Consider the following 18,724-nt stretch of genomic DNA (forward strand, 5'->3'; position numbering starts at 1 on the left):
AATGTAAATTTACACCAACTCAACATCTAAATATTAAAATATAGCTATCAAAAAAGAGTCAACCTATATCAGTATAATACACCCGTCCTGAATAAAGGCTACATAATTTTAACGATGGTGTATAAAAAGATAAAGTGATGTTTTGCAATGAAACCTATAAATAAAAAAATTAATATATTTGAAAGGAGTAATTTATTTTTCATAGTTACAGTGATGTAATTGATGAAATAATATAAGCCCGTAGGTGATGACTACGGGTTTTTTAATATCGATAGTTAACCAAAAAGGTAGATTTTAGAATAAGAAAAATTAATATTCTACGCTTAAAATTTTCCCAAATACAAACTCATAGAAGCCTTTTTTCTCTTCAGCTTTAACATAAGTAACCAAAGATGTATATGTTTAGTTTGCCTATATAAGCACATGAGACCAAAATAAAATAACTGTAAATTGACCAGCTTTTATATTTTTGATCGATTATTGTCGCACGAGTACTTTTTTCATGATTTTTTGGTGTCTAAAACAGCTAACTTGTTTTTAAGTTTGGAGTTTTAAAAATTTATTATACTTTTGTTTTTAGGTATGAAAGGATGCCTTTACTCACAAAAGACAATGTCACCTTTCCTTTTCAATATTTATATGTTTCATAAATCCGCCTATTGTGAGTAATGGCAAAAAAAGGATATTATGAAAGAATTACGTCCAATACGGCTCAAACAACTTAAAGTTGAGGCCAAATTACTACACAAGTGTATACCATCAGCCATTGACGCACCTGTTAATAAATATTTACCTCACTCCTTTTTTCAAAACCTAACTGCTTCAGAAATTGAAGAAAAGCGAAAACATATTCGTCTAAAAGACGTCTACCATATCATTGCTCTAGCATACGGGTATGCTCGTTGGGAAGACTTAAAGCAACAAGTGGTAAAAAACGATATGCTTTATAGAAGCAATGGGGTTGGCTTCATCCATGAGTGGTTTAAGGATTATAATGAAGCCAATAAATACCATATTAAAAACGGAGGTTATTTACTGCAATTTTGGGGAGATTATGTGATATGTGGCATGGAGTATATTCAATTGTTGTCTCTTGACCAATATGCTAAAGAATGGGAAGCCATTGGTTATAATTGGGTAGAACCCACCAACAAACAGGCACATCAAAAGCTTTATCAAAAAGCACTCCTAGAGTATGCTTCCCTGTAATTTTCTATTATTTTATTAATCTATAAATTTTATTTTTTATGAAAAACTATTTGGGCAGAATAGTCCTACTTGTAGAGGACTATGAGAAATCAGCTAATTTCTATGAAACAAATTTTGGCTTTCAACGCATGTTTGATGTCACCACGGATGTAGGACAACGATTCTTGCACATAGGGAGTGAACCGCTTGATTCTTTAGGGATATGGTTTTTAAAAGCGGATACAAAAAAACAAAGAGAGCGTATAGGAAATCAAACTGGTGAGCAACCTACCATGGTGATTTATACTACGGAGATAGAGATTCTTTTTAATCAGCTTAAGGGCAATGACGTAAAACTGAAAACTGAAATTATCAAAACCCCAGCGTATGCTTTTTTTCATTGCTATGATATAGATGGCAATGAAATTATTGTGACTGAGCTGAACGAATGATGTTTCAATACAGCGAATTCTAAACACGCTATTCAGCTTACCTAAACGCAGGCGAAAAAGGATTATAGGAAGTAATTCAACTTATTCATTTGAAATTATATTTCGTCTGTGTTAGTAAAAATTATTTGCGTAGTTAAATAACTTCATATATATTTGTAGCCAAATAACTTCACAATGAAATTAAGAAGAGACATCTTTCAAGCGATTTCCGACCCAACCAGGCGAGCGATCTTGGTACTCCTCACTTCGCAAGCGATGACAGCGGGTGCCATTGCCGACAATTTTGAGGCCGCAAGACCTACCATTTCGAAACACATCCAAATTTTGAATGAGTGTGATTTGGTTACTTCAACCCAACAGGGCAGAGAAATCTATTACGAGTTGAAAATCGAAAAAATGAAAGAAATCGATCAATGGCTAGCGCAATTTAGGGCCATATGGGAGAATCGATTCAACCAACTCGATCATGTATTAGAAACACTTAAAAACAAGAAAAATGAAAAGTAGCCTGTTATTCAACTTTACCGTACACAAGGAAAACAAGAGTATTCGTATTCAAAGAATGTTTGATGCCGAACTTGCCTTAGTTTGGCGAGCTTGGACAAGTTCAGAACTATTAGACCAATGGTGGGCACCCAAACCATGGAAAGCAGAGACCAAATCAATGGTTTTTAAAGAAGGGGGCCACTGGCACTATGCCATGGTGAGTCCAGCGGGAGAAAAACATTGGGCAAAAGTGCTTTACCTCACTATTAAGGAGAAGGAGTCTTTTAAGGCAAAAGATGGCTTTTGCGATGAAAATGGAACCATGAGCCAAGAATTGCCACAGAACTATTGGGATAACCAATTTATTTCAAAAGAGAATCAAACCTTGGTAGATGTTACCTTAACTTTTGATAGCCTGGGTGATTTAGAAAAAATAATCGAAATGGGCTTTAAGGAAGGTTTTACAGCAGGCTTAACTCAACTCGATCATCTATTGGAAACGCTTAAAAGTAAAGAAAATGAAAAGTAGTTTGTTATTCAATTTCTCGGTAAACAAGGAAAACAAAACCATTCATATTCAAAGAGAATTTAACGCAGATCTTAAAATGATCTGGAAAGCCTGGACGGAACCAGAATTGTTAAACCAATGGTGGGCGCCAAAACCCTATCATATAGAAACTAAAACCTTAAATTTAGAAGTAGGAGGAATGTGGCTTTATGCTATGGTAAGTCCAGAAAATGAAAAAACATGGTGTAAGGCAGATTATAAAGCCATCGAAACCAACAAGCGATTGTCATGGCTGGATGCCTTCTGTGATGAAAATGGTCAGGAAAATACCCTAAAACCACGTTCGTTATGGACAAATATTTTTACAGCAAAAGAGGAAGTCACACAGGTAGATATTACCTTAAAGCATGATAAACTGGAAGATATAGAGGCAATGATCAATATGGGCTTTAAAGAAGGTTTTGAAATGGCGCTTGCAAACCTTGACCACTACATTGAATCCCAATTTAGATTACGTCAACAAAATAAAACCCATGATAGGGCGCGGGTATCCACTTACCTCAACTTTCCAGGCAATACCGAAGAAGCCTTTATTTTTTATAAGCAAGTTTTTCAGTCCGATTTTGTCAACGGTATTCAACGCTTTGACGAAGTACCAGCTGACCATGACCATCCTCCTATGAATGAGTCGGTTAAAAAAATGGTACTGCATGTAGAGCTTCCCATACTAGGAGGACATATTTTGATGGGAACGGACGCCCCTAAAGAATTTGGGATGAGCGTGAATACGGGAAATAATATGCACATCAACCTAGAGCCTGAATCCCGTGAAGAAGCCAAGCGGCTTTTTGATGCTCTTTCTGAAGATGGAAGGATAGAAATGCCCATCAAGGATATGTTTTGGGGGGCATATTTTGGGAGTTGTACGGATAAGTTTGGCATCAATTGGATGGTTAATTACCAAATCAAATCATCATCATGAAAAAGAATAAAATCATATTTTGGATAGCCACTTCCATTATTTTTGCAATGGAGGCACTTATGCCACTGGCGACCCTCTTATTCGCCCATGAATATTTTAATGCAGGTACAAAACCATTGGGTTACCCCGACTATTTTGCTTACGCTTTAATTATCTGCAAAATAATGGGAGCAACGGCAATCATGTTTCCGAAACTTCCTGCTAAACTTAGGGAGTGGGCGTATGCAGGTTTAACCTTCAATTTAATTTTTGCCATCATAAGCCACCTTGCGGTAGACCAAGTAGTCGCAAATGTCGTCATGCCTCTCGTTGTAGGGGTAGTATTAGGATTTTCTTATGTGTATGCTCAAAAAATCACCGCTAGAAATGAAGAATGATATCATTTTAAACTTAGCTCCATGGCATGGAAGAAAAGTACATAATCACTTCAGACTTTTACAATCTTGCAAAAAAAAGACTTGGCTATAACGGTGAGCTAATTGTAAAACCTACCAAAATAAAGCTTGGTTTGAAAAAAGGATTTGCGTTAGGCGAAAAGATACGCAATCCCCATGTATGCCTGTATATAATAAAAAATGAAAATGGGATTGCTGACCAAAAATGTGACCTTTGGTTACGCGCCTTGCATGAGCGCGGTTGTTTTTTGTTATTTTTACCCCAACTATGAAATATAAAGAGTCAAAACCAAGTAAAGCGCTTACCCACTACATTCACACTTATTGGGAATTGAAAGGAGAAGCTTCTAGTCATCATTGGGAACGTATTTTCCCAGATGGTTGCCCGGGCTTAATTATAAACTTAGGTGATAGCTGTACCACCGATAATGGGAGGGCAATCATGGAACACGGCAAAACTTATGTAGTTGGGGCAATGACAACCTATAAAGAAAGTTTTGTAAGCGAAAACACACACCTTGTAGGGGTATGTCTTCAACCTGCCGCTTTCTCCTCTTTTTTTGCTTATGCTCCGCTAAGCGAGCTTAAAAATAATACCGTTCTATTCGACAGAAACCTTTCTTTCGAAAAAGACCTATTTTTTAATGGAACCTATACGAACTATTTAAACCGGTTTTTTACGGAAAGGAAAAATGATGCATCCATGAGTTTAGCACCCGCCGTAACTACGGTACAGGCTTTAAAGGGACGAATAACTGTTGAAGAGTTAGCGAAACAACATGGGTTTTCCATAAGACAACTAGAAAGGTTATTTAACGACTTTATAGGCTTAACGCCTAAAGAATATACCAATATAATGCGGTTACAAAACGCCTTAAATTTAATAGCTTCACAAACGGAGCCTACGGCATTACTGGATATTGCTTTTGAATGTGGATATTACGATCATTCCCACCTCACCAACGCCATTAAGCATCATACAGGTTTTTTGCCTTCCAAACTTTAAAATGTCGTTTTTTTCCAAAGCAAAGCCTCCAAGGTATTCCTATTTTTGTAGTGTGTTAGAATATTACATCTTATGAGAAAAATAAAACTATTTATTGCGACCAGTTTAGACGGTTATATAGCCCAACCCAATGATGATCTTAGTTTCTTGAAACGAGTAGAAAAAGAAGGAGAAGATTATGGCTATGCAACTTTTACCTCTACCATAGACACCATTATTATTGGCCGTAAGACTTATGATTATGTCGCCAAGGAAATTGGGGCTTCGCATTACGATAATGGGGAACGTGAGGTATATGTGATGACACGTACCGAACGTCCGAATAAGGGTAACATCAAATTTTACACAGGGAACCTAAAGGCCTTGGTCACCCAGCTTAAAAGCAAAGCAGGAAAAGCTATCTATTGCGATGGGGGTGCAGAAATCATTAACGAATTACTAAAACATGACCTGATCGACGAACTGACCGTTTCTATAGTGCCTGTTCTTGTGGGGAAGGGTACCCGGTTATTTAAGGACGGTAGGCCTGAACAATCATTGGAATTTGTAAGTGCCAAAACTTTTGAAACAGGTTTGGTGCAATTGTCTTACAAAAGAAAATAGCCTTCAAGTTGCCGCGTAAATAAACCCATCGCGTGAAGGAAGATAAAAAAATAAGCCTAAATCCAAGTGCTTTAAATGTTAGCCTAGGCTATTTTTCTTATTTTTAAACAAAATTAAAAGAATGGAAGCTTCCTTTTTCGAAAACATCTATAACCACCCCAACATTCAAAAAGAAGATTACAAGGTGCTGATGCAGGCGCATACCAAAGTAGCCTTTTCAAAAAACGAAATCATCCTAAACGAAGGGAAGGTGAGTAACGCCTATTATTTAATTAAAAAGGGCTTGTTTCGCTCGTATGTGATCGATTATCAAGGCAACGAAATTACCACCGGCTTTTTCGGTCCCCATGATATTCTCATAGAAGTAGCTTCTTTATTCCTTCGCATTCCTTCCAAAGAAAGCCTACAAGCCCTAACAGATGGTGAAGTTTATAAAATTGAATTTGACGATTTTCAAAATTTATACAGTAGCATAGAGGGTTTTACAGAATGGGGCCGTACGTGGATGTCCCACCAACTTTTTATGGCAAAACACCGCGCCGTGACGATGCATACACAAAGTGCTTCACAACGCTATTTGGACCTTATGAACGAGAACCCCCAAATCATCAAAAAAGTACCACTTAAATACATCGCTTCTTACCTGGGCATTACCGACACTTCTTTGAGCAGGATAAGAAAGGAAGTCTTATATAAAACTGAGAACTTGCCATAGGACAAGTGTAATCAGTTTGTTTTTTTGGAAATTTGTACAGATCGCTTATTAAAAAGGGAAAAGCATGGATTTCAAACAAATCACGTACAACGAGTTTCACAAAACAACCTCGAGTTTGTTAAAAACGCTTGCCGCATTATCGGAAGAGCAAATCAACCTGTACCCAAAAGAAGGTTGGTCTGTAGGGCAAATAGGGGAGCATCTCTTAAAATCGTATGCCTTTGTGGAAACCTTAAACGGGAACACAAAAGAAACCAACCGGCCCATCGACCAAAAGCTGGAACCGATAAAAACCCTATTTTTGGATACCTCGATAAAAATGGATGCACCCAAGGAAATTTTACCATCAGAAGAAAGCATCGACAAAAAGACTTTAATAAAAAACTTAGAAGATCGGATTGCGCAAATAAAAGAAGTGATACAACACCAAGATTTGTCGTTTACCTGTACAGATTTTTCGATTCCAGCATATGGCGAATTCACACGCTTTGAATGGATTTGGTTCAATACCTACCATACCCAAAGACACCTGCATCAATTAGAAAAAACCATCCGATTTAATGACCTGAAAAAGTACAAGTCACCGTAAAAATTCAGGAGGTGTTCAAACGTATTTTGCTTGTTAGGAAAAAAGTGATAAAGTATTAACTTGTGATGGGTGTAAAATCGAAAATACAGCATATGTTGAAATAGGAAATGGAAAAATCACCCATAGTAGGGGGTATTACGGAAATTTTTAAGACAAATAACAAGATGCTTTTAAATGTAAAGGATTAAAAATTGATATGCAATGGGACAACTGATACTGTTTAATATGATGAGCCTTGATGGGTTTTTTGAAGGAAAAAACGAAGCATTAGATTGGCATAACGTAGATGATGAATTCAACGAATTTACCCTTGGGCAATTAAATGCTGCGGACCATTTGATTTTCGGACGAAAAACCTATAAAATAATGGTAGAATACTGGCCAACGAAAGAGGCTATTACCAATTATCCAGCGATTGCTGATCGAATGAATGGAACTACTAAAACAGTGTTTTCTACAACCTTGGGGAAAGCCAATTGGGAAAACACAAAGCTGTTTCAAAATGAGGTTCTAAAAGTAGTAGGCGAACTCAAAAAAAGTTCGGAAAGGGATATTTTGATTTTTGGAAGTGCAAACTTGAGTGAAACACTAATCAAAAATGGATTGATAGACGTATTCCGAATAATGATTAATCCTGTCATTCTTGGGTCGGGTAACCCTCTTTTTTTAAATGCTATCAAGCAAATGGACTTGAATTTAATAACGGTCAACTCATTTAAGTCAGGAAATGTTTTAGTGGAGTATACACCAAAGTAGAGCCATATGAAACCGAAGAGCATTTGGAACAACCTTGGCGTAGAAAGTATCAAAAGACGGAGCACGTTTACTTGCCACTGGGGCTCATGTTAAATGAACATCGTGTGAAAGATTTACTCCGTTTCTTTCATAAACCATCCAAATTAAAGGAATAACCTGCTTTATATCGTGTAAAAAAGAAGTCTTATGAAAAGCCGAGAACTTGTCATAGGGCAAGTTCTTTTTCATATTGTTTTTCCAATTTTGTAAGACAAACAAGTTAAAAAATACAAAAGATGAAAAAAATAAATCCCGTGGTGTGGTTCGAGCTATACGTAAACGATATCAATAGAGCCACAAAATTTTACGAAGCTGTACTGCAAATAACGATGGAAGATATGGGCGATCCCACAGATCCTTCCGTCCAAATGAAATGCTTTCCTAGCGATATGGAAAATTACGGTGCAGCAGGTGTCTTGGTAAAAATGGAAGGCATACAGCCTTCTACCAATGGTAGTCTCGTTTATTTTGGTGGTGAAGATTGCAAAGTTTTGGAAACCCGAGCTGCTGAAAATGGCGCTGAAATTATACAGCCCAAAATGGCTATTGGTAAGCACGGTTTTGTTTCTATTGTCAAAGATCCTGAAGGAAACTCCATTGGATTTCATTCATTGAAATAAATACTGATGTGATGGAAAGCATAGAACATATCAATCATATCAACGCGCCTATGAGTAGCGTTTACGACACCCTTACCACTGAAAAAGGATTAAGCCAAATATGGACGAAAAAACTCAAGGTAAGACCGGAAATAGGTTTTGTAAATGAGTTTGATTTTGATGAGGGCTACCTCACAAAGTTTAAGGTTCTGGAGCTCGTAGAAAACAACAAAATAGTTTGGGAGTGTGTGGCTTCCGACAGAGAGTGGGTAGGAACGAAGGTATCTTTTGAACTTACCGAAAGAGAGCATAAGACTACAGTAAAATTGAAACATTATGATTGGCGTACACGAACTGATTTTTACCGTTGGTGCAATTACAATTGGGCGATGTTTCTTTATCGATTGAAGCATTATTGTGAATAAGAAAACCGATCTGAAAATGACCAAAATAATATTCAGTCCGAATTGTGGCAACTCACCCAAAATGGAATTTTTAAAACAGTTGAACATTGAATTTGCCAAAGGGAACCTCACATTTTTAATCGAAAGTGTAACAGACGACATCGTTTGGAACATTATGGGAGACAAAAAAATTGAAGGAAAAGAAGCCTTTACGGAGGAGTTAGAAAAAATGCAATCTGTAAAAGCCGCTGAATTGACCATACACCAAATCCTATCGCACGGCAAAGAAGGCGCTGCAAACGGGGTAATAACGATGGAAAACGGAAAGCGCTATGCCTTTGCTGATTTTTATGTGTTTCAAAATGCAAAGGGTCAAAAAATAAAAACCATGACATCGTATGCTATCGAAGTATAATACACCAACAAATATAGATAAACCCAAGAGTGACATGGGTCACCCCAGGCGAACACAAGCCGTCGTTGAAATCTTCAAGACGAATGTAATGAAGGAAAAGCTAGCCAAGAAAATAATAGCTGACCTCGAGCGATTGTATCCGGATTACCGTGTCAATTTCGATTTAGAAGATGCTGATAAGGTGTTAAGGATTGAGGGCCGTTCCATAGACCTCTCAGGTATCCTTGACTATGGTATAAATCACCATATTCAAATTGAGCTTATCGATGGTTAAGAAGTGTTGTTATCCGGCGAATTATAATATAAAAACGATTATATTTGTTTTGATATAACGAGTTGGGCTTCATTTAAAAAAAATCGTTTCCAATCAAAATTTCAGGTTAAAATCATTATTTTTGGATATAAATAAATATGAGATGAATATTCAGGCGGAAAAAATAGAATTGGTAAAAATGCTTTTGGATACAGAAAATCCTAAAATCATTGAGTCAATTAAAAAAATTTTTAAAAAAGCTAAAACTGCTGACTTTTGGGATGATTTGTCTGTTGAGCAACGAAATGAAATTGAAATAGCTTCTCGTGAAATAGAAAACGGAGAAATAACGGATTACGAATCTTTTATGCAAAAACACAGATAAATTGAGTAGAAAAGTTGTTATTTCTAAAACAGCGGAAAGGAAATTAGAAAAACTTTTCGAATACTTAATTAAAGAATGGTCTTTAAAAGTAAAAAAGGATTTTGTAGATAAATTAGATTCATCGATTGAGATAATTAAAAACCAGCCTGAAATATTTCCCGAATCCAAAAAAGGAAAAAGTTTAAGAAAATGTGTAGTCACAAAACAAACGACTATATATTATCGATATAATTCCAAACGGATAAATATTGTTACGTTATTCGACACAAGACAAGACCCGAATAAATTAGACAAAGAATTATAAAAACGAAAGCCCAACAATGTATAACCGCAATTACGGCGGATTCGACTAAGTCCGAATCCACTCGGAATTGCTAACGCCAGTGCTAAACCGAAAATTAACGCATCTTAACCCGTAACTGACGGTTATACAAGACCGTTAGGCAAAATTATGAAAAACAAACTTCCAATATATTTGATGATTTTCATTTTTATTTCCGGCTGCCAAAACAAAGAAAAGAGGAAAAAGGAAATTGACCAAAGAATTAAAATAATACAAAACTCGGTTCCCAAAAAAGAGAGGTTTAAAAATAGTTTTCAAATTGACACTTCTCTGACAGAAAAAATTGCTTGGGACTTTATAACAGTTTCAAATTCTAAAAAAATCGACAGTATTGCCTCAGTATGTAATTGTGACAAAGACAAAAAAAATAATAGTTTAAAAATACAACTGTTGACAGGAATACCTACAAAAGAAACATTGGATACATTGAGCGAGAATTCTAATCAAAGATGGAATACCGTATTGCAAACAAGAGATTTAGGTTATATTGAGCGTTTAAACGGACAATTTAAATTTCTAACAATTGTTTTAAAAGATAGTTTAGTTAAAAAAATAAACATATACTCTAAATCAACTGACAAAGAATACAATGGGACTGATTTCAAATCCGTATCAATTGACAAATACAAAATAAAAATTTCTAAATTTGACTACTCAATAGCATCTGATATCTATGGTGAATTTGAATTAAGACTTAAAAATGAATTCGGTCTTTTTGAAAATGATACAATTTTAAAAGGAAGTTTCAAATGTAATAACTGGATAATTTGGGATAAAGAAAAAATTAAAAATTGGAAAATAAACGCAAAACGTCAAAATTATATCGAATAAAAAACTTTGCCTAACACCGTATAACAACAATTGCGGCTTTGTGTCCTGCGGACACAACCGCGCAAGCATAAAAGTCAGTAATTTTAGCTATCTTAGTTTTCAAACAATCCGCAACTGATTGTTATACAAGACCGTTAGCTGCAACCTGAATAAGCAAATACCTATAAAATGGATAGAAAAAGGTTCTTAAAATCATTGGCATTATTACCATTAATAGGTTCTACTATGAATTTAAAAGATTTAAATAAAATGACTTCTTCAATGAGTAATACAGATAAAATGCCTGTATTATTCCTTGGACACGGAAGCCCAATGAATGCTATTGAAGAAAACGAATTTGTTCAAGGCTTTAGAAAAATTGGGAAAGAAATAGAAAAGCCAAACGCCATACTATGTATTTCTGCGCATTGGGAAACCAGAGGAACATATGTAACAGCAATGCAAAACCCACCAACTATTCACGATTTTGGTGGTTTTCCGCAAGCATTATTTGATATACAATATCCAGCACCAGGAAGTCCAGAATTAGCAAACCAAACCAAACAGCTAATCACGAAAACAAAGGTAGAATTAGATGACAAATGGGGACTTGACCACGGAGCGTGGAGTGTTATAAAGCACCTTTATCCAAATGCAGACATTCCCGTAATTCAAATGAGCATAGACTATACACAACCTGCCCATTATCATTACGAATTGGCGAAACAAATTAGTGCTCTTCGACAAAAAGGTGTACTTATTATAGGAAGTGGAAATATGGTACATAACCTACGAATGGTTGCTTGGAACAAACTCAACGAAGAATTTGCTTTTGATTGGGCAACAGAAGCCAACGAAAAAATGAAAAATCATATTTTAAGTGACGATTTTCAACCCTTGATTGATTTCAAATCACAAGGAAGAGCTTTTGATTTGGCTATTCCTACACCCGAACACTATTTGCCACTACTCTACACCTTGGCTTTAAGAGAAGAAAAGGAAGAAATAACCTTATTTAACGATAAACCCGTTGGAGGTTCTTTGACAATGACATCCTTAAAGATTGAACCAAATTAAAAAGGCAGCAGCTAACAACGTATATAAAAAATAGCGGTTTAAGTGCTAAAATGAAAATGAATTTTATAAATTTAATGCCATTTATAATCTGAAAAGTTAGTGCGTAAAATCCGCTACTTTTCATATACAAGACCGTTACCACACATTTGAAAAAAAAACGATGAAACAATTAAAACAAGTACTGAATTTGATATTTCGGGAACATAAGGAAAAATATAAATCAGTTTATAATAATAGCGGAACTTTTCAAGCGCAGGTAGAAAATGGAAATAATTTTAGTCCCATAATAAAAAGTCTTTCCGACAAATTAATTTTTAAAGCAAATGAACATTTAGAGGAAAACGGTATCGCAAACAAAACCAATATCGAAAATCACATTAAGGAACTAATAAAAGACTTTAATTATCTTATGATTAATCCGGACAAAAAATAACAATTGAACGAAATGAAAAAAATTACTATAATATTCTCACTCTTAATTTCAACTATATGTTTTTCCCAAGAGTATAATTTAGAAGATGCTCAAAAAACTACTACTGATTTTTTGCAGGCTCTGAAAATTCTAGACTTGCCTGAAGGTAAAGAAATGCTTTCACAAGTAGTTTTTAAACCATCAAAAAGTTTTCCAGTTATTTCATCAAGTAATATTATTTTTGAAAAATTGTTTGATACAGATATCGACGGAATCAAAGGTTATAAAGGATTATTAGAAATTAAATCTTTGAGTAAAGCAAACACACCTCTAACATCACGATATTTAATAATTAGCTATTTGGATGAAAAAGAAAATAATTGGAAAGTATTTGAATTTAGAGAAACCATTGATATAGAAAACGAAATTTTCTATGCCAAACAGGCATTAACTAATGAAACTGACTCACGAAAACCTCAATACAGATATAGAAATCTCGGATATTGGCAAATTTTGAATGGTGAACTTTTGGCTTCGGCTCATAGTTATTTAACCGCTTACAAGGAAGCAAAATCGAACGACGATGAAGATTTTACAATATCAACCTATCTGATTTTAGACAAAATTATTGACATTAAAAAATTAACAGCTGAATAAAAAAACGTGTGGTAACAACGTATAATTCCAACTAAGGTTTTGTGTCCTGCGGACACAAACGCTCACGCATCAAAGTCAGTTCTTTTTACTATCTTTAGTTCCCAAATTCCCTTAGCTGGGTAATTATACAAGACCGTTGGCGGTAATTTGAGGAAAACCATAATTTAACAATCAAAATTTAATTAAATTTGAAATTGTAGAAAACTTAAATCGATTTTATGACTAAAAACTACGACTGGCTGATAAAAAAAACACCACGTTCTGTTGACCAATTGAAATTATGGCCAGAGAATCCAAGATTAAATCCAGAAGAAACTCATCTAACACTAAAAGAATATGCAGAGGATTTAACTTTTGACAATGCTGAAAAAAATGATTTTTTTGCACTCGTGAATTCAATTGTTGCAGATGGTTTCGTTCCAGCCGACCCAGTTGTAGTTTGGAAAAATGAAAAGAACAATAAATACTATGTTGCCGAAGGAAATCGACGTGTTATAGCTTTGAAATTATTGCGTGAACCAAAAAAATCACCAAAATCTATTCGAAGTTTCATCCGTAAAGCATCTTCCCAAATTGACACTACAACAATTGAAAAAATACCTGTAAATGTTGCACCATCTTTTGAAGATGCAGAATGGTATATTAATCAAAGAAATAGTTCATCAACACTTCAAAGAAGATGGTCAAGAGTTCAACAGCAAAGATGGATAGTTACGCTTTACCAAAAACACGATGGAGACCTTGACAGAATTTTATCTGTAACAAAGCTAACTAAGAGTGAGCTTGAAGGAATTATTAGAACTCTAAAAATTAAAGATTTTGTAAAATTAGATACCGTAAAAGAAAAACTGACTGATGAAGAATTTGAATTGGCTGATTCATATCGCTTTCCTATAACGATTTTAGAAAGATTTTTCAGTTTTGCAGATGTTAAAGAAAAATGGGGATTAGAATATGATGGACTTAATGTTAATATAATTTCCAATGAAGATAGTTTCTACAATGCTTTCACGGAATTAATAAAAAGGATAGTTAACAAAGAGGATGACAAAATAAATACCAGACTGAAAAAAGAAGATTTAGAAGAAGTACTTACCTCATTACCCACCGTAATTTTTGATTCTGATGAAGTTGATGATGTTGATGATGAAGGAGATACGTCAGATGATGACGAACCCACAACAGAATCGGACACGAATGGAGATACTTCAGATGGGGAAAATGGAGATGAACCAGAACCAGAACCAACGCCAGACCCAATTAATCATTTAAAAGGTAATCCAGACCGTACAAAAATGGTTTTAACCATTTATAGTTTAAATACAGATAGTTATAGACTTTTAGGTCTTTTTAACGAATTTAAAAGAATATCATTAGGATATAAAAATACTGTCTCATCCTCATTGAGAGTTTTTGTTGATTTAGCAGTTTTCAAATTTATCGAAACAGAAGGTATAGAGGATGATTTAAAAAGATACTATCGAGACGATTTGAGAAATATCCCATTAAAAAAACGTTTGGAATATATCAAAACAAACAAATTGACTGGAAAACCTCAAAATATCGTTGGTAGATTATTAGACCCTACTTCTCAATACTCATTAGATGTTTTGAATGGATTTATTCATAGTCAAGATTCACATTATTTAAACAGACAATTTTTGAATGGCTTTTGGGATTTCTTGTTTCCACTATTTCAAGAGTTATTAGATATTAGAGAGATATAATGCATTATTCACCACTTAGATATCCAGGAGGAAAAAACAAACTTTCGGCATTTATTGCTAAGATATGTGTTGACAATGAGATTAATGGCCATTATGTTGAACCATACTCTGGTGGAGCCTCTGTTGCATTATTTCTACTAATGGAAGGATTTGTAAAAAAAATAACTATAAATGATAGAGACCGTTCAATTTATGCTTTTTGGCATTCTGTTTTAAATAAAACAAACCAATTATGTGAACTGATAGAAAACGCAGAACTATCCATAAATGAATGGAAAAAACAAAAATCAGTTCAATCAAATAAAAAAAAGGCCGATTTACTTGATTTAGGTTTCTCTACATTTTATTTAAATCGTACCAATCGTTCTGGAATAATTAACGCAGGAGTAATGGGCGGAATGGAACAAACGGGCAATTATTTAATGGATTGTAGATTTAATAAATCCGAACTAATACAGAGAATAAAAAACATTGCATCCCACAAAAAAAACATACGACTATATAAAAAAGATGCTGTCAAATTAATAGACAAAATAGAACAAGAAGCCCTAAATGACAACATATTTTTTTATTTCGACCCACCTTATTATTTAAAAGCAAGTACGCTTTATATGAATCATTACGAAGATAAGAATCACAAAAAAGTAAGTGACAAGATTAAATCCATTCAAAATATTAAGTGGATTGTTTCGTATGACAATGTTCCAGAAATTCAAAAACTGTATGCTGAATGTTCTAAAAAAGAGTTTTCATTTAAACATACTGCTTATGAAATTAGAGAGGGAAAAGAAATAATGTTTTTTAGCGAAAATATTGAACAACCTGAAATTGAAGATTGGAATCCATTGAGATTTAAAGTAAAAAGAGGAAAAACTACCGCCAACATTGTGTATAAGTAATAGCGGTTTAAGTGATAAAACGAAAGGTAAAACATAAAAAAAAGGTTAGTGAAAACCGAAAGGTTTGCGAGTAGAAATCCGCTACTACTCATACACGATACCGTTGTGTGTAATGTAAAAAGCAACCGTAAAAACTTGAACATAAGAGATAATAATTACAAATGATTGAACTTGAAACTCTGAACAAAAATCTAATTGAGGTTAAAACAAAAATTTATGACAAATTATCTCTCAATATTTCCAACCAAAATAATGAACTTGAAGGAAGCGAATATGACGCTTGCCAATATGAACTGAATGGAATGAAACTAATTTCAAGAAGTTCAAAAATAACACCTAAAAAAGTTGGACAATTTGTGACTTTTTGGAAACGAAATCAAAATGGGGAAACAGAACCTTATTCTGAAAATGACCAATTTGATTTTTATGTAATCAACGCGAAATCTGGCGACCGTTTTGGACAATTTGTATTTCCGAAATTCGAATTAATCAACAAAGGTTTCATAACCACCGAAAAAAAGGATGGAAAAAGAGGTTTTAGAGTTTATCCAGTTTGGGATAAAACACTGAATAAACAAGCGGAAAAAACTCAAAAATGGCAATTGAACTATTTTTATGAGATTGATAAAACGACTGATTTGAAGAAAGTAAACGAATTATATAAAAAATAAAAACACTACACACAACAATGGCTATAAGTAATGCGGGCTTAAACGCTAAATTGAAGTTTCGGTCTTCCATTCCGCCAAAGCTACGCTTTGACGTTTTGGGAGAAAAGAAAGGTAAAACGCAAAGCGTAGCTTTGGCTACCGTCCGTTCCAAACCGAAAATTTTCGGCTTCGAAATCCCGCACTACTCATAGCCGAGACCGTTGTGTGTCATATGACCAACCAACGAAAATAAAGGAAAAAACAATGTTTAATTGGTTCAAGAAAAAAGAAAAAATAGAAAACCCGATTGAAATTTCAGTCAGCGGAATAAATCCTCAAACCGAAAATGAATTTCTATTCTACAACTTTGTGGAATTGACTTTTGCACCTCATTTGCAAAAATGGTACGAGAAAGCAAAGTCAAACGGAATTGAATTTAAACCACAATACGAAAAAGCGATAAAGCAAAAAACAACAACATCGGAATTTAAAAATCCTCACAGTTTTCCAGAATATTTTGACAATAAATTTGACCATATTGTAATCGATTTTGAAACTGCAAACCAAAACCGAATTAGTGCTTGTGCTTTAGGTTTGGTATTTATAAAAAATGACAGAATTGCTTATCAAACAAGTTTTCATATAAAACCACCCGAATCAGAACAGTTTTCAAGTCGGAATATTGGAATTCACGGAATTACTGCCGAAGACGTTGATTATGCAATGACTTTCGATGAACTTTGGGAATCTGAACTTTCAAAGTATTTTAATCAAAACTTAATTGTTTTCCATAATGCAAGTATGGATTTAAGTGTTTTAAAAAACCTATTTGAACTTTATTCAATTTCAGGTTACGAAATTGAATATTTAGATACAATGCAACTTGCCGAAAAATCAGGAAATCCAAAAAAGTTATCGGAATTAGCGGACAAATTTGACATTGAATATATCGACAAACATAATCCTGAAGAAGATGCAAAAGTGTGTGCTTACGTTTTCGGAGAACTTGCGGAACTTTATCCAGATTATAAAAGTTTAGTAAGAACTTTAAGCGAAAAAGAAGTTAAAGAAAAAATAAAACGTAAAAAAGAAACAGCAGAAGTCAAAAATCAAAATCTTGATTACGTTCAAGAATATTCACTTGACAAAGGAGAAATCGAAAAAATTGAAATTAAAGACAAAGCATTCATTTTTACTGGAGAAATAACGACTGACAGACGAACTGCAAAGAATTTTATTGAGGAAAATGGTGGAATAATAAAATCTGGAATTAGTAGTAAATTAGACTATGTTATTATCGGAGCAGATTTTGGCTGGTCTAAAATCCAAAAAGTTCACGATTTGAACGTAAAAAAGAACTGTAAAATAAAAATATTAACGAATTCGGATTTTGAACATCTGAAAAAAAATACGCCACACAACAACGTATAAAATTAATTGCTTGGTACGAGCCTACTTACGAAAATCCTCGCGGATTTTCTATTTGGTTTGTATTTGCTAAATTCGTTGCTTAACCACGCAACTAATCTTATACAAAACCGTTGTACGCAAGCTGAAAGAAACATTGGAACAATCAATTTACATTAGCGAAAAATTCAAAATCCTGAAAATTGGAAAGCTACCACTTTACCTAATAATTGTGATTTTTGTTTTTCTATTGGCTGTACTTCAAGATTACATTTATAGCAGAATACAACAAACAGGTTTTTATCTATCGGAATCTTCACTTTACAATACTTTTTGGATATTTTTCATTCCTTTTACCATTTTTATAAATCGACTGATAAAAATTATTAATCCCAACAATAAATTGAGTAAACTTCCACTGAATTTAGGAATTGGAATAGTTTTTAGTTTTTTGCATATATTACTGTTTGCGTCTTTATTTGTGTTTGTTAGCAGCTTAATTTTTAGTCCTACACATCGGTTTTCAAATATTTTCAATAGTGTGTTTTCTAATCAATTCTATATCGCTTTATTGTGGTATATCATTTTCCCTGCAATTTATATTTCAAAACATAAACCTACCAATTTAAAAAAACCTTATTCCGATAAAATAAAACTAAAAATCGGTTCAAAACTTTTAAATATTTCAACTTCAACTATACAATTTATTTCGACTGATAAGCCCTATTCCATTGTTCACGCAAATGGAAAAAAGATTTTGGACAATAAAAGCCTAAAGGAATTTGAAACTGAACTCGACCCAACTATTTTTTTAAGAGTGCATCGTTCATCAATTATTAATGCTGCTTACGTCAAAGAACTAAAATCAAGAAATAATGGCGATTATGACGCAACACTTAAAAACGGTCAAATCATTCGGTTAAGCAGACATTTTAGAAATAATTGGAAACAGCTAATCCAGTAAGCT

Annotated in this window: 27 protein-coding genes; all 27 read left to right on the plus strand. The window is 34.1% G+C overall.

All coding sequences use genetic code 11. The features are described 5' to 3' along the window. Positions 1-687 precede the first annotated feature (687 nt). Positions 688-1,209, plus strand: a complete 522-nt coding sequence (locus tag DNG35_RS11575; RefSeq protein WP_111129354.1) for a hypothetical protein — start codon at positions 688-690, stop codon at positions 1,207-1,209. 38 nt (positions 1,210-1,247) lie between these two features. Beyond that, positions 1,248-1,640 carry a VOC family protein gene (locus DNG35_RS11580; RefSeq protein WP_111129357.1) on the plus strand — a complete coding sequence of 131 codons (393 nt, stop codon included), beginning with the start codon at positions 1,248-1,250 and terminating at the stop codon, positions 1,638-1,640. A 174-nt stretch (positions 1,641-1,814) separates the two neighbouring features. Continuing rightward, positions 1,815-2,147, plus strand: coding sequence for a metalloregulator ArsR/SmtB family transcription factor (locus tag DNG35_RS11585; protein WP_111129359.1), 333 nt, complete (start codon positions 1,815-1,817; stop codon positions 2,145-2,147). Next, positions 2,137-2,655 (plus strand): SRPBCC domain-containing protein, encoded by a 519-nt coding sequence (locus DNG35_RS11590; protein ID WP_111129361.1) that lies wholly within the window; start codon positions 2,137-2,139, stop codon positions 2,653-2,655. The genes DNG35_RS11585 and DNG35_RS11590 overlap by 11 nt, the downstream gene beginning before the upstream one ends. Next, positions 2,645-3,616: an SRPBCC domain-containing protein gene (locus DNG35_RS11595; RefSeq protein ID WP_111129363.1), complete on the plus strand. Its 972-nt coding sequence runs from the start codon at positions 2,645-2,647 to the stop codon at positions 3,614-3,616. The genes DNG35_RS11590 and DNG35_RS11595 overlap by 11 nt, the downstream gene beginning before the upstream one ends. After that, complete coding sequence (locus tag DNG35_RS11600) at positions 3,613-3,993, plus strand: DoxX family protein (RefSeq protein WP_111129365.1); 381 nt, start codon at positions 3,613-3,615, stop codon at positions 3,991-3,993. The genes DNG35_RS11595 and DNG35_RS11600 overlap by 4 nt, the downstream gene beginning before the upstream one ends. A 26-nt stretch (positions 3,994-4,019) precedes the next feature. Further along, a complete protein-coding gene (locus DNG35_RS11605) occupies positions 4,020-4,283 on the plus strand; it encodes a hypothetical protein (protein WP_111129367.1) in 264 nt (87 codons plus the stop codon). Beyond that, entirely contained in the window at positions 4,280-5,017 is a 738-nt protein-coding gene (locus DNG35_RS11610; protein WP_111129369.1) for a helix-turn-helix transcriptional regulator, read from the plus strand. Before DNG35_RS11605 ends, DNG35_RS11610 begins: the two co-directional genes overlap by 4 nt. 72 nt (positions 5,018-5,089) lie before the next feature. Continuing rightward, positions 5,090-5,620, plus strand: coding sequence for a dihydrofolate reductase family protein (locus DNG35_RS11615; protein ID WP_111129371.1), 531 nt, complete (start codon positions 5,090-5,092; stop codon positions 5,618-5,620). A 121-nt stretch (positions 5,621-5,741) separates the two neighbouring features. Further along, a complete protein-coding gene (locus DNG35_RS11620) occupies positions 5,742-6,335 on the plus strand; it encodes a Crp/Fnr family transcriptional regulator (protein ID WP_111129373.1) in 594 nt (197 codons plus the stop codon). A gap of 64 nt (positions 6,336-6,399) precedes the next feature. Beyond that, positions 6,400-6,924, plus strand: a complete 525-nt coding sequence (locus tag DNG35_RS11625) for a DinB family protein (protein ID WP_111129375.1) — start codon at positions 6,400-6,402, stop codon at positions 6,922-6,924. A gap of 201 nt (positions 6,925-7,125) precedes the next feature. Next, positions 7,126-7,680: a dihydrofolate reductase family protein gene (locus DNG35_RS11630; RefSeq protein ID WP_199489116.1), complete on the plus strand. Its 555-nt coding sequence runs from the start codon at positions 7,126-7,128 to the stop codon at positions 7,678-7,680. Positions 7,681-7,955: 275 nt separating this feature from the next. Beyond that, positions 7,956-8,339, plus strand: coding sequence for a VOC family protein (locus tag DNG35_RS11635; RefSeq protein ID WP_111129377.1), 384 nt, complete (start codon positions 7,956-7,958; stop codon positions 8,337-8,339). An 11-nt stretch (positions 8,340-8,350) separates the two neighbouring features. Continuing rightward, positions 8,351-8,743, plus strand: a complete 393-nt coding sequence (locus DNG35_RS11640) for an SRPBCC domain-containing protein (RefSeq protein WP_111129380.1) — start codon at positions 8,351-8,353, stop codon at positions 8,741-8,743. 16 nt (positions 8,744-8,759) lie between these two features. Then, positions 8,760-9,137, plus strand: coding sequence for a nuclear transport factor 2 family protein (locus tag DNG35_RS11645; protein WP_111129431.1), 378 nt, complete (start codon positions 8,760-8,762; stop codon positions 9,135-9,137). A gap of 88 nt (positions 9,138-9,225) precedes the next feature. Then, entirely contained in the window at positions 9,226-9,411 is a 186-nt protein-coding gene (locus DNG35_RS11650; RefSeq protein WP_233494487.1) for a hypothetical protein, read from the plus strand. A gap of 121 nt (positions 9,412-9,532) precedes the next feature. Continuing rightward, entirely contained in the window at positions 9,533-9,775 is a 243-nt protein-coding gene (locus DNG35_RS11655) for a hypothetical protein (RefSeq protein ID WP_369908094.1), read from the plus strand. 1 nt (position 9,776) lies between these two features. Then, a complete protein-coding gene (locus DNG35_RS11660; RefSeq protein WP_111129384.1) occupies positions 9,777-10,079 on the plus strand; it encodes a type II toxin-antitoxin system RelE/ParE family toxin in 303 nt (100 codons plus the stop codon). A gap of 147 nt (positions 10,080-10,226) precedes the next feature. Next, the gene (locus tag DNG35_RS11665) at positions 10,227-10,949 is read left to right on the plus strand and encodes a hypothetical protein (RefSeq protein ID WP_111129387.1); all 723 of its coding nucleotides are present in this window, start codon (positions 10,227-10,229) and stop codon (positions 10,947-10,949) included. A 168-nt stretch (positions 10,950-11,117) separates the two neighbouring features. Then, entirely contained in the window at positions 11,118-12,005 is an 888-nt protein-coding gene (ygiD, locus tag DNG35_RS11670; RefSeq protein WP_199489117.1) for a 4,5-DOPA dioxygenase extradiol, read from the plus strand. Between the two features lie 160 nt (positions 12,006-12,165). Further along, on the plus strand, positions 12,166-12,438 hold the full coding sequence (locus DNG35_RS11675) for a hypothetical protein (protein ID WP_111129389.1): 273 nt from the start codon (positions 12,166-12,168) through the stop codon (positions 12,436-12,438). Between the two features lie 12 nt (positions 12,439-12,450). Continuing rightward, a complete protein-coding gene (locus DNG35_RS11680) occupies positions 12,451-13,074 on the plus strand; it encodes a hypothetical protein (RefSeq protein ID WP_146228877.1) in 624 nt (207 codons plus the stop codon). Positions 13,075-13,292: 218 nt separating this feature from the next. Beyond that, positions 13,293-14,801: a ParB N-terminal domain-containing protein gene (locus DNG35_RS11685; protein WP_111129391.1), complete on the plus strand. Its 1,509-nt coding sequence runs from the start codon at positions 13,293-13,295 to the stop codon at positions 14,799-14,801. Continuing rightward, positions 14,801-15,700 (plus strand): DNA adenine methylase, encoded by a 900-nt coding sequence (locus DNG35_RS11690; protein ID WP_111129392.1) that lies wholly within the window; start codon positions 14,801-14,803, stop codon positions 15,698-15,700. Before DNG35_RS11685 ends, DNG35_RS11690 begins: the two co-directional genes overlap by 1 nt. 161 nt (positions 15,701-15,861) lie before the next feature. Beyond that, positions 15,862-16,371 (plus strand): MepB family protein, encoded by a 510-nt coding sequence (locus DNG35_RS11695; RefSeq protein WP_111129394.1) that lies wholly within the window; start codon positions 15,862-15,864, stop codon positions 16,369-16,371. Positions 16,372-16,614: 243 nt separating this feature from the next. Further along, positions 16,615-17,781, plus strand: a complete 1,167-nt coding sequence (locus DNG35_RS11700) for an exonuclease domain-containing protein (protein WP_111129396.1) — start codon at positions 16,615-16,617, stop codon at positions 17,779-17,781. Between the two features lie 517 nt (positions 17,782-18,298). Then, positions 18,299-18,721, plus strand: coding sequence for a LytTR family DNA-binding domain-containing protein (locus DNG35_RS12220; RefSeq protein WP_158524901.1), 423 nt, complete (start codon positions 18,299-18,301; stop codon positions 18,719-18,721). The last annotated feature ends 3 nt before the right edge of the window (positions 18,722-18,724 follow it).

Origin of the sequence: Mesonia sp. K7, assembly GCF_003233725.1 — a bacterium.
In the GTDB taxonomy this organism is placed as follows: domain Bacteria; phylum Bacteroidota; class Bacteroidia; order Flavobacteriales; family Flavobacteriaceae; genus Mesonia.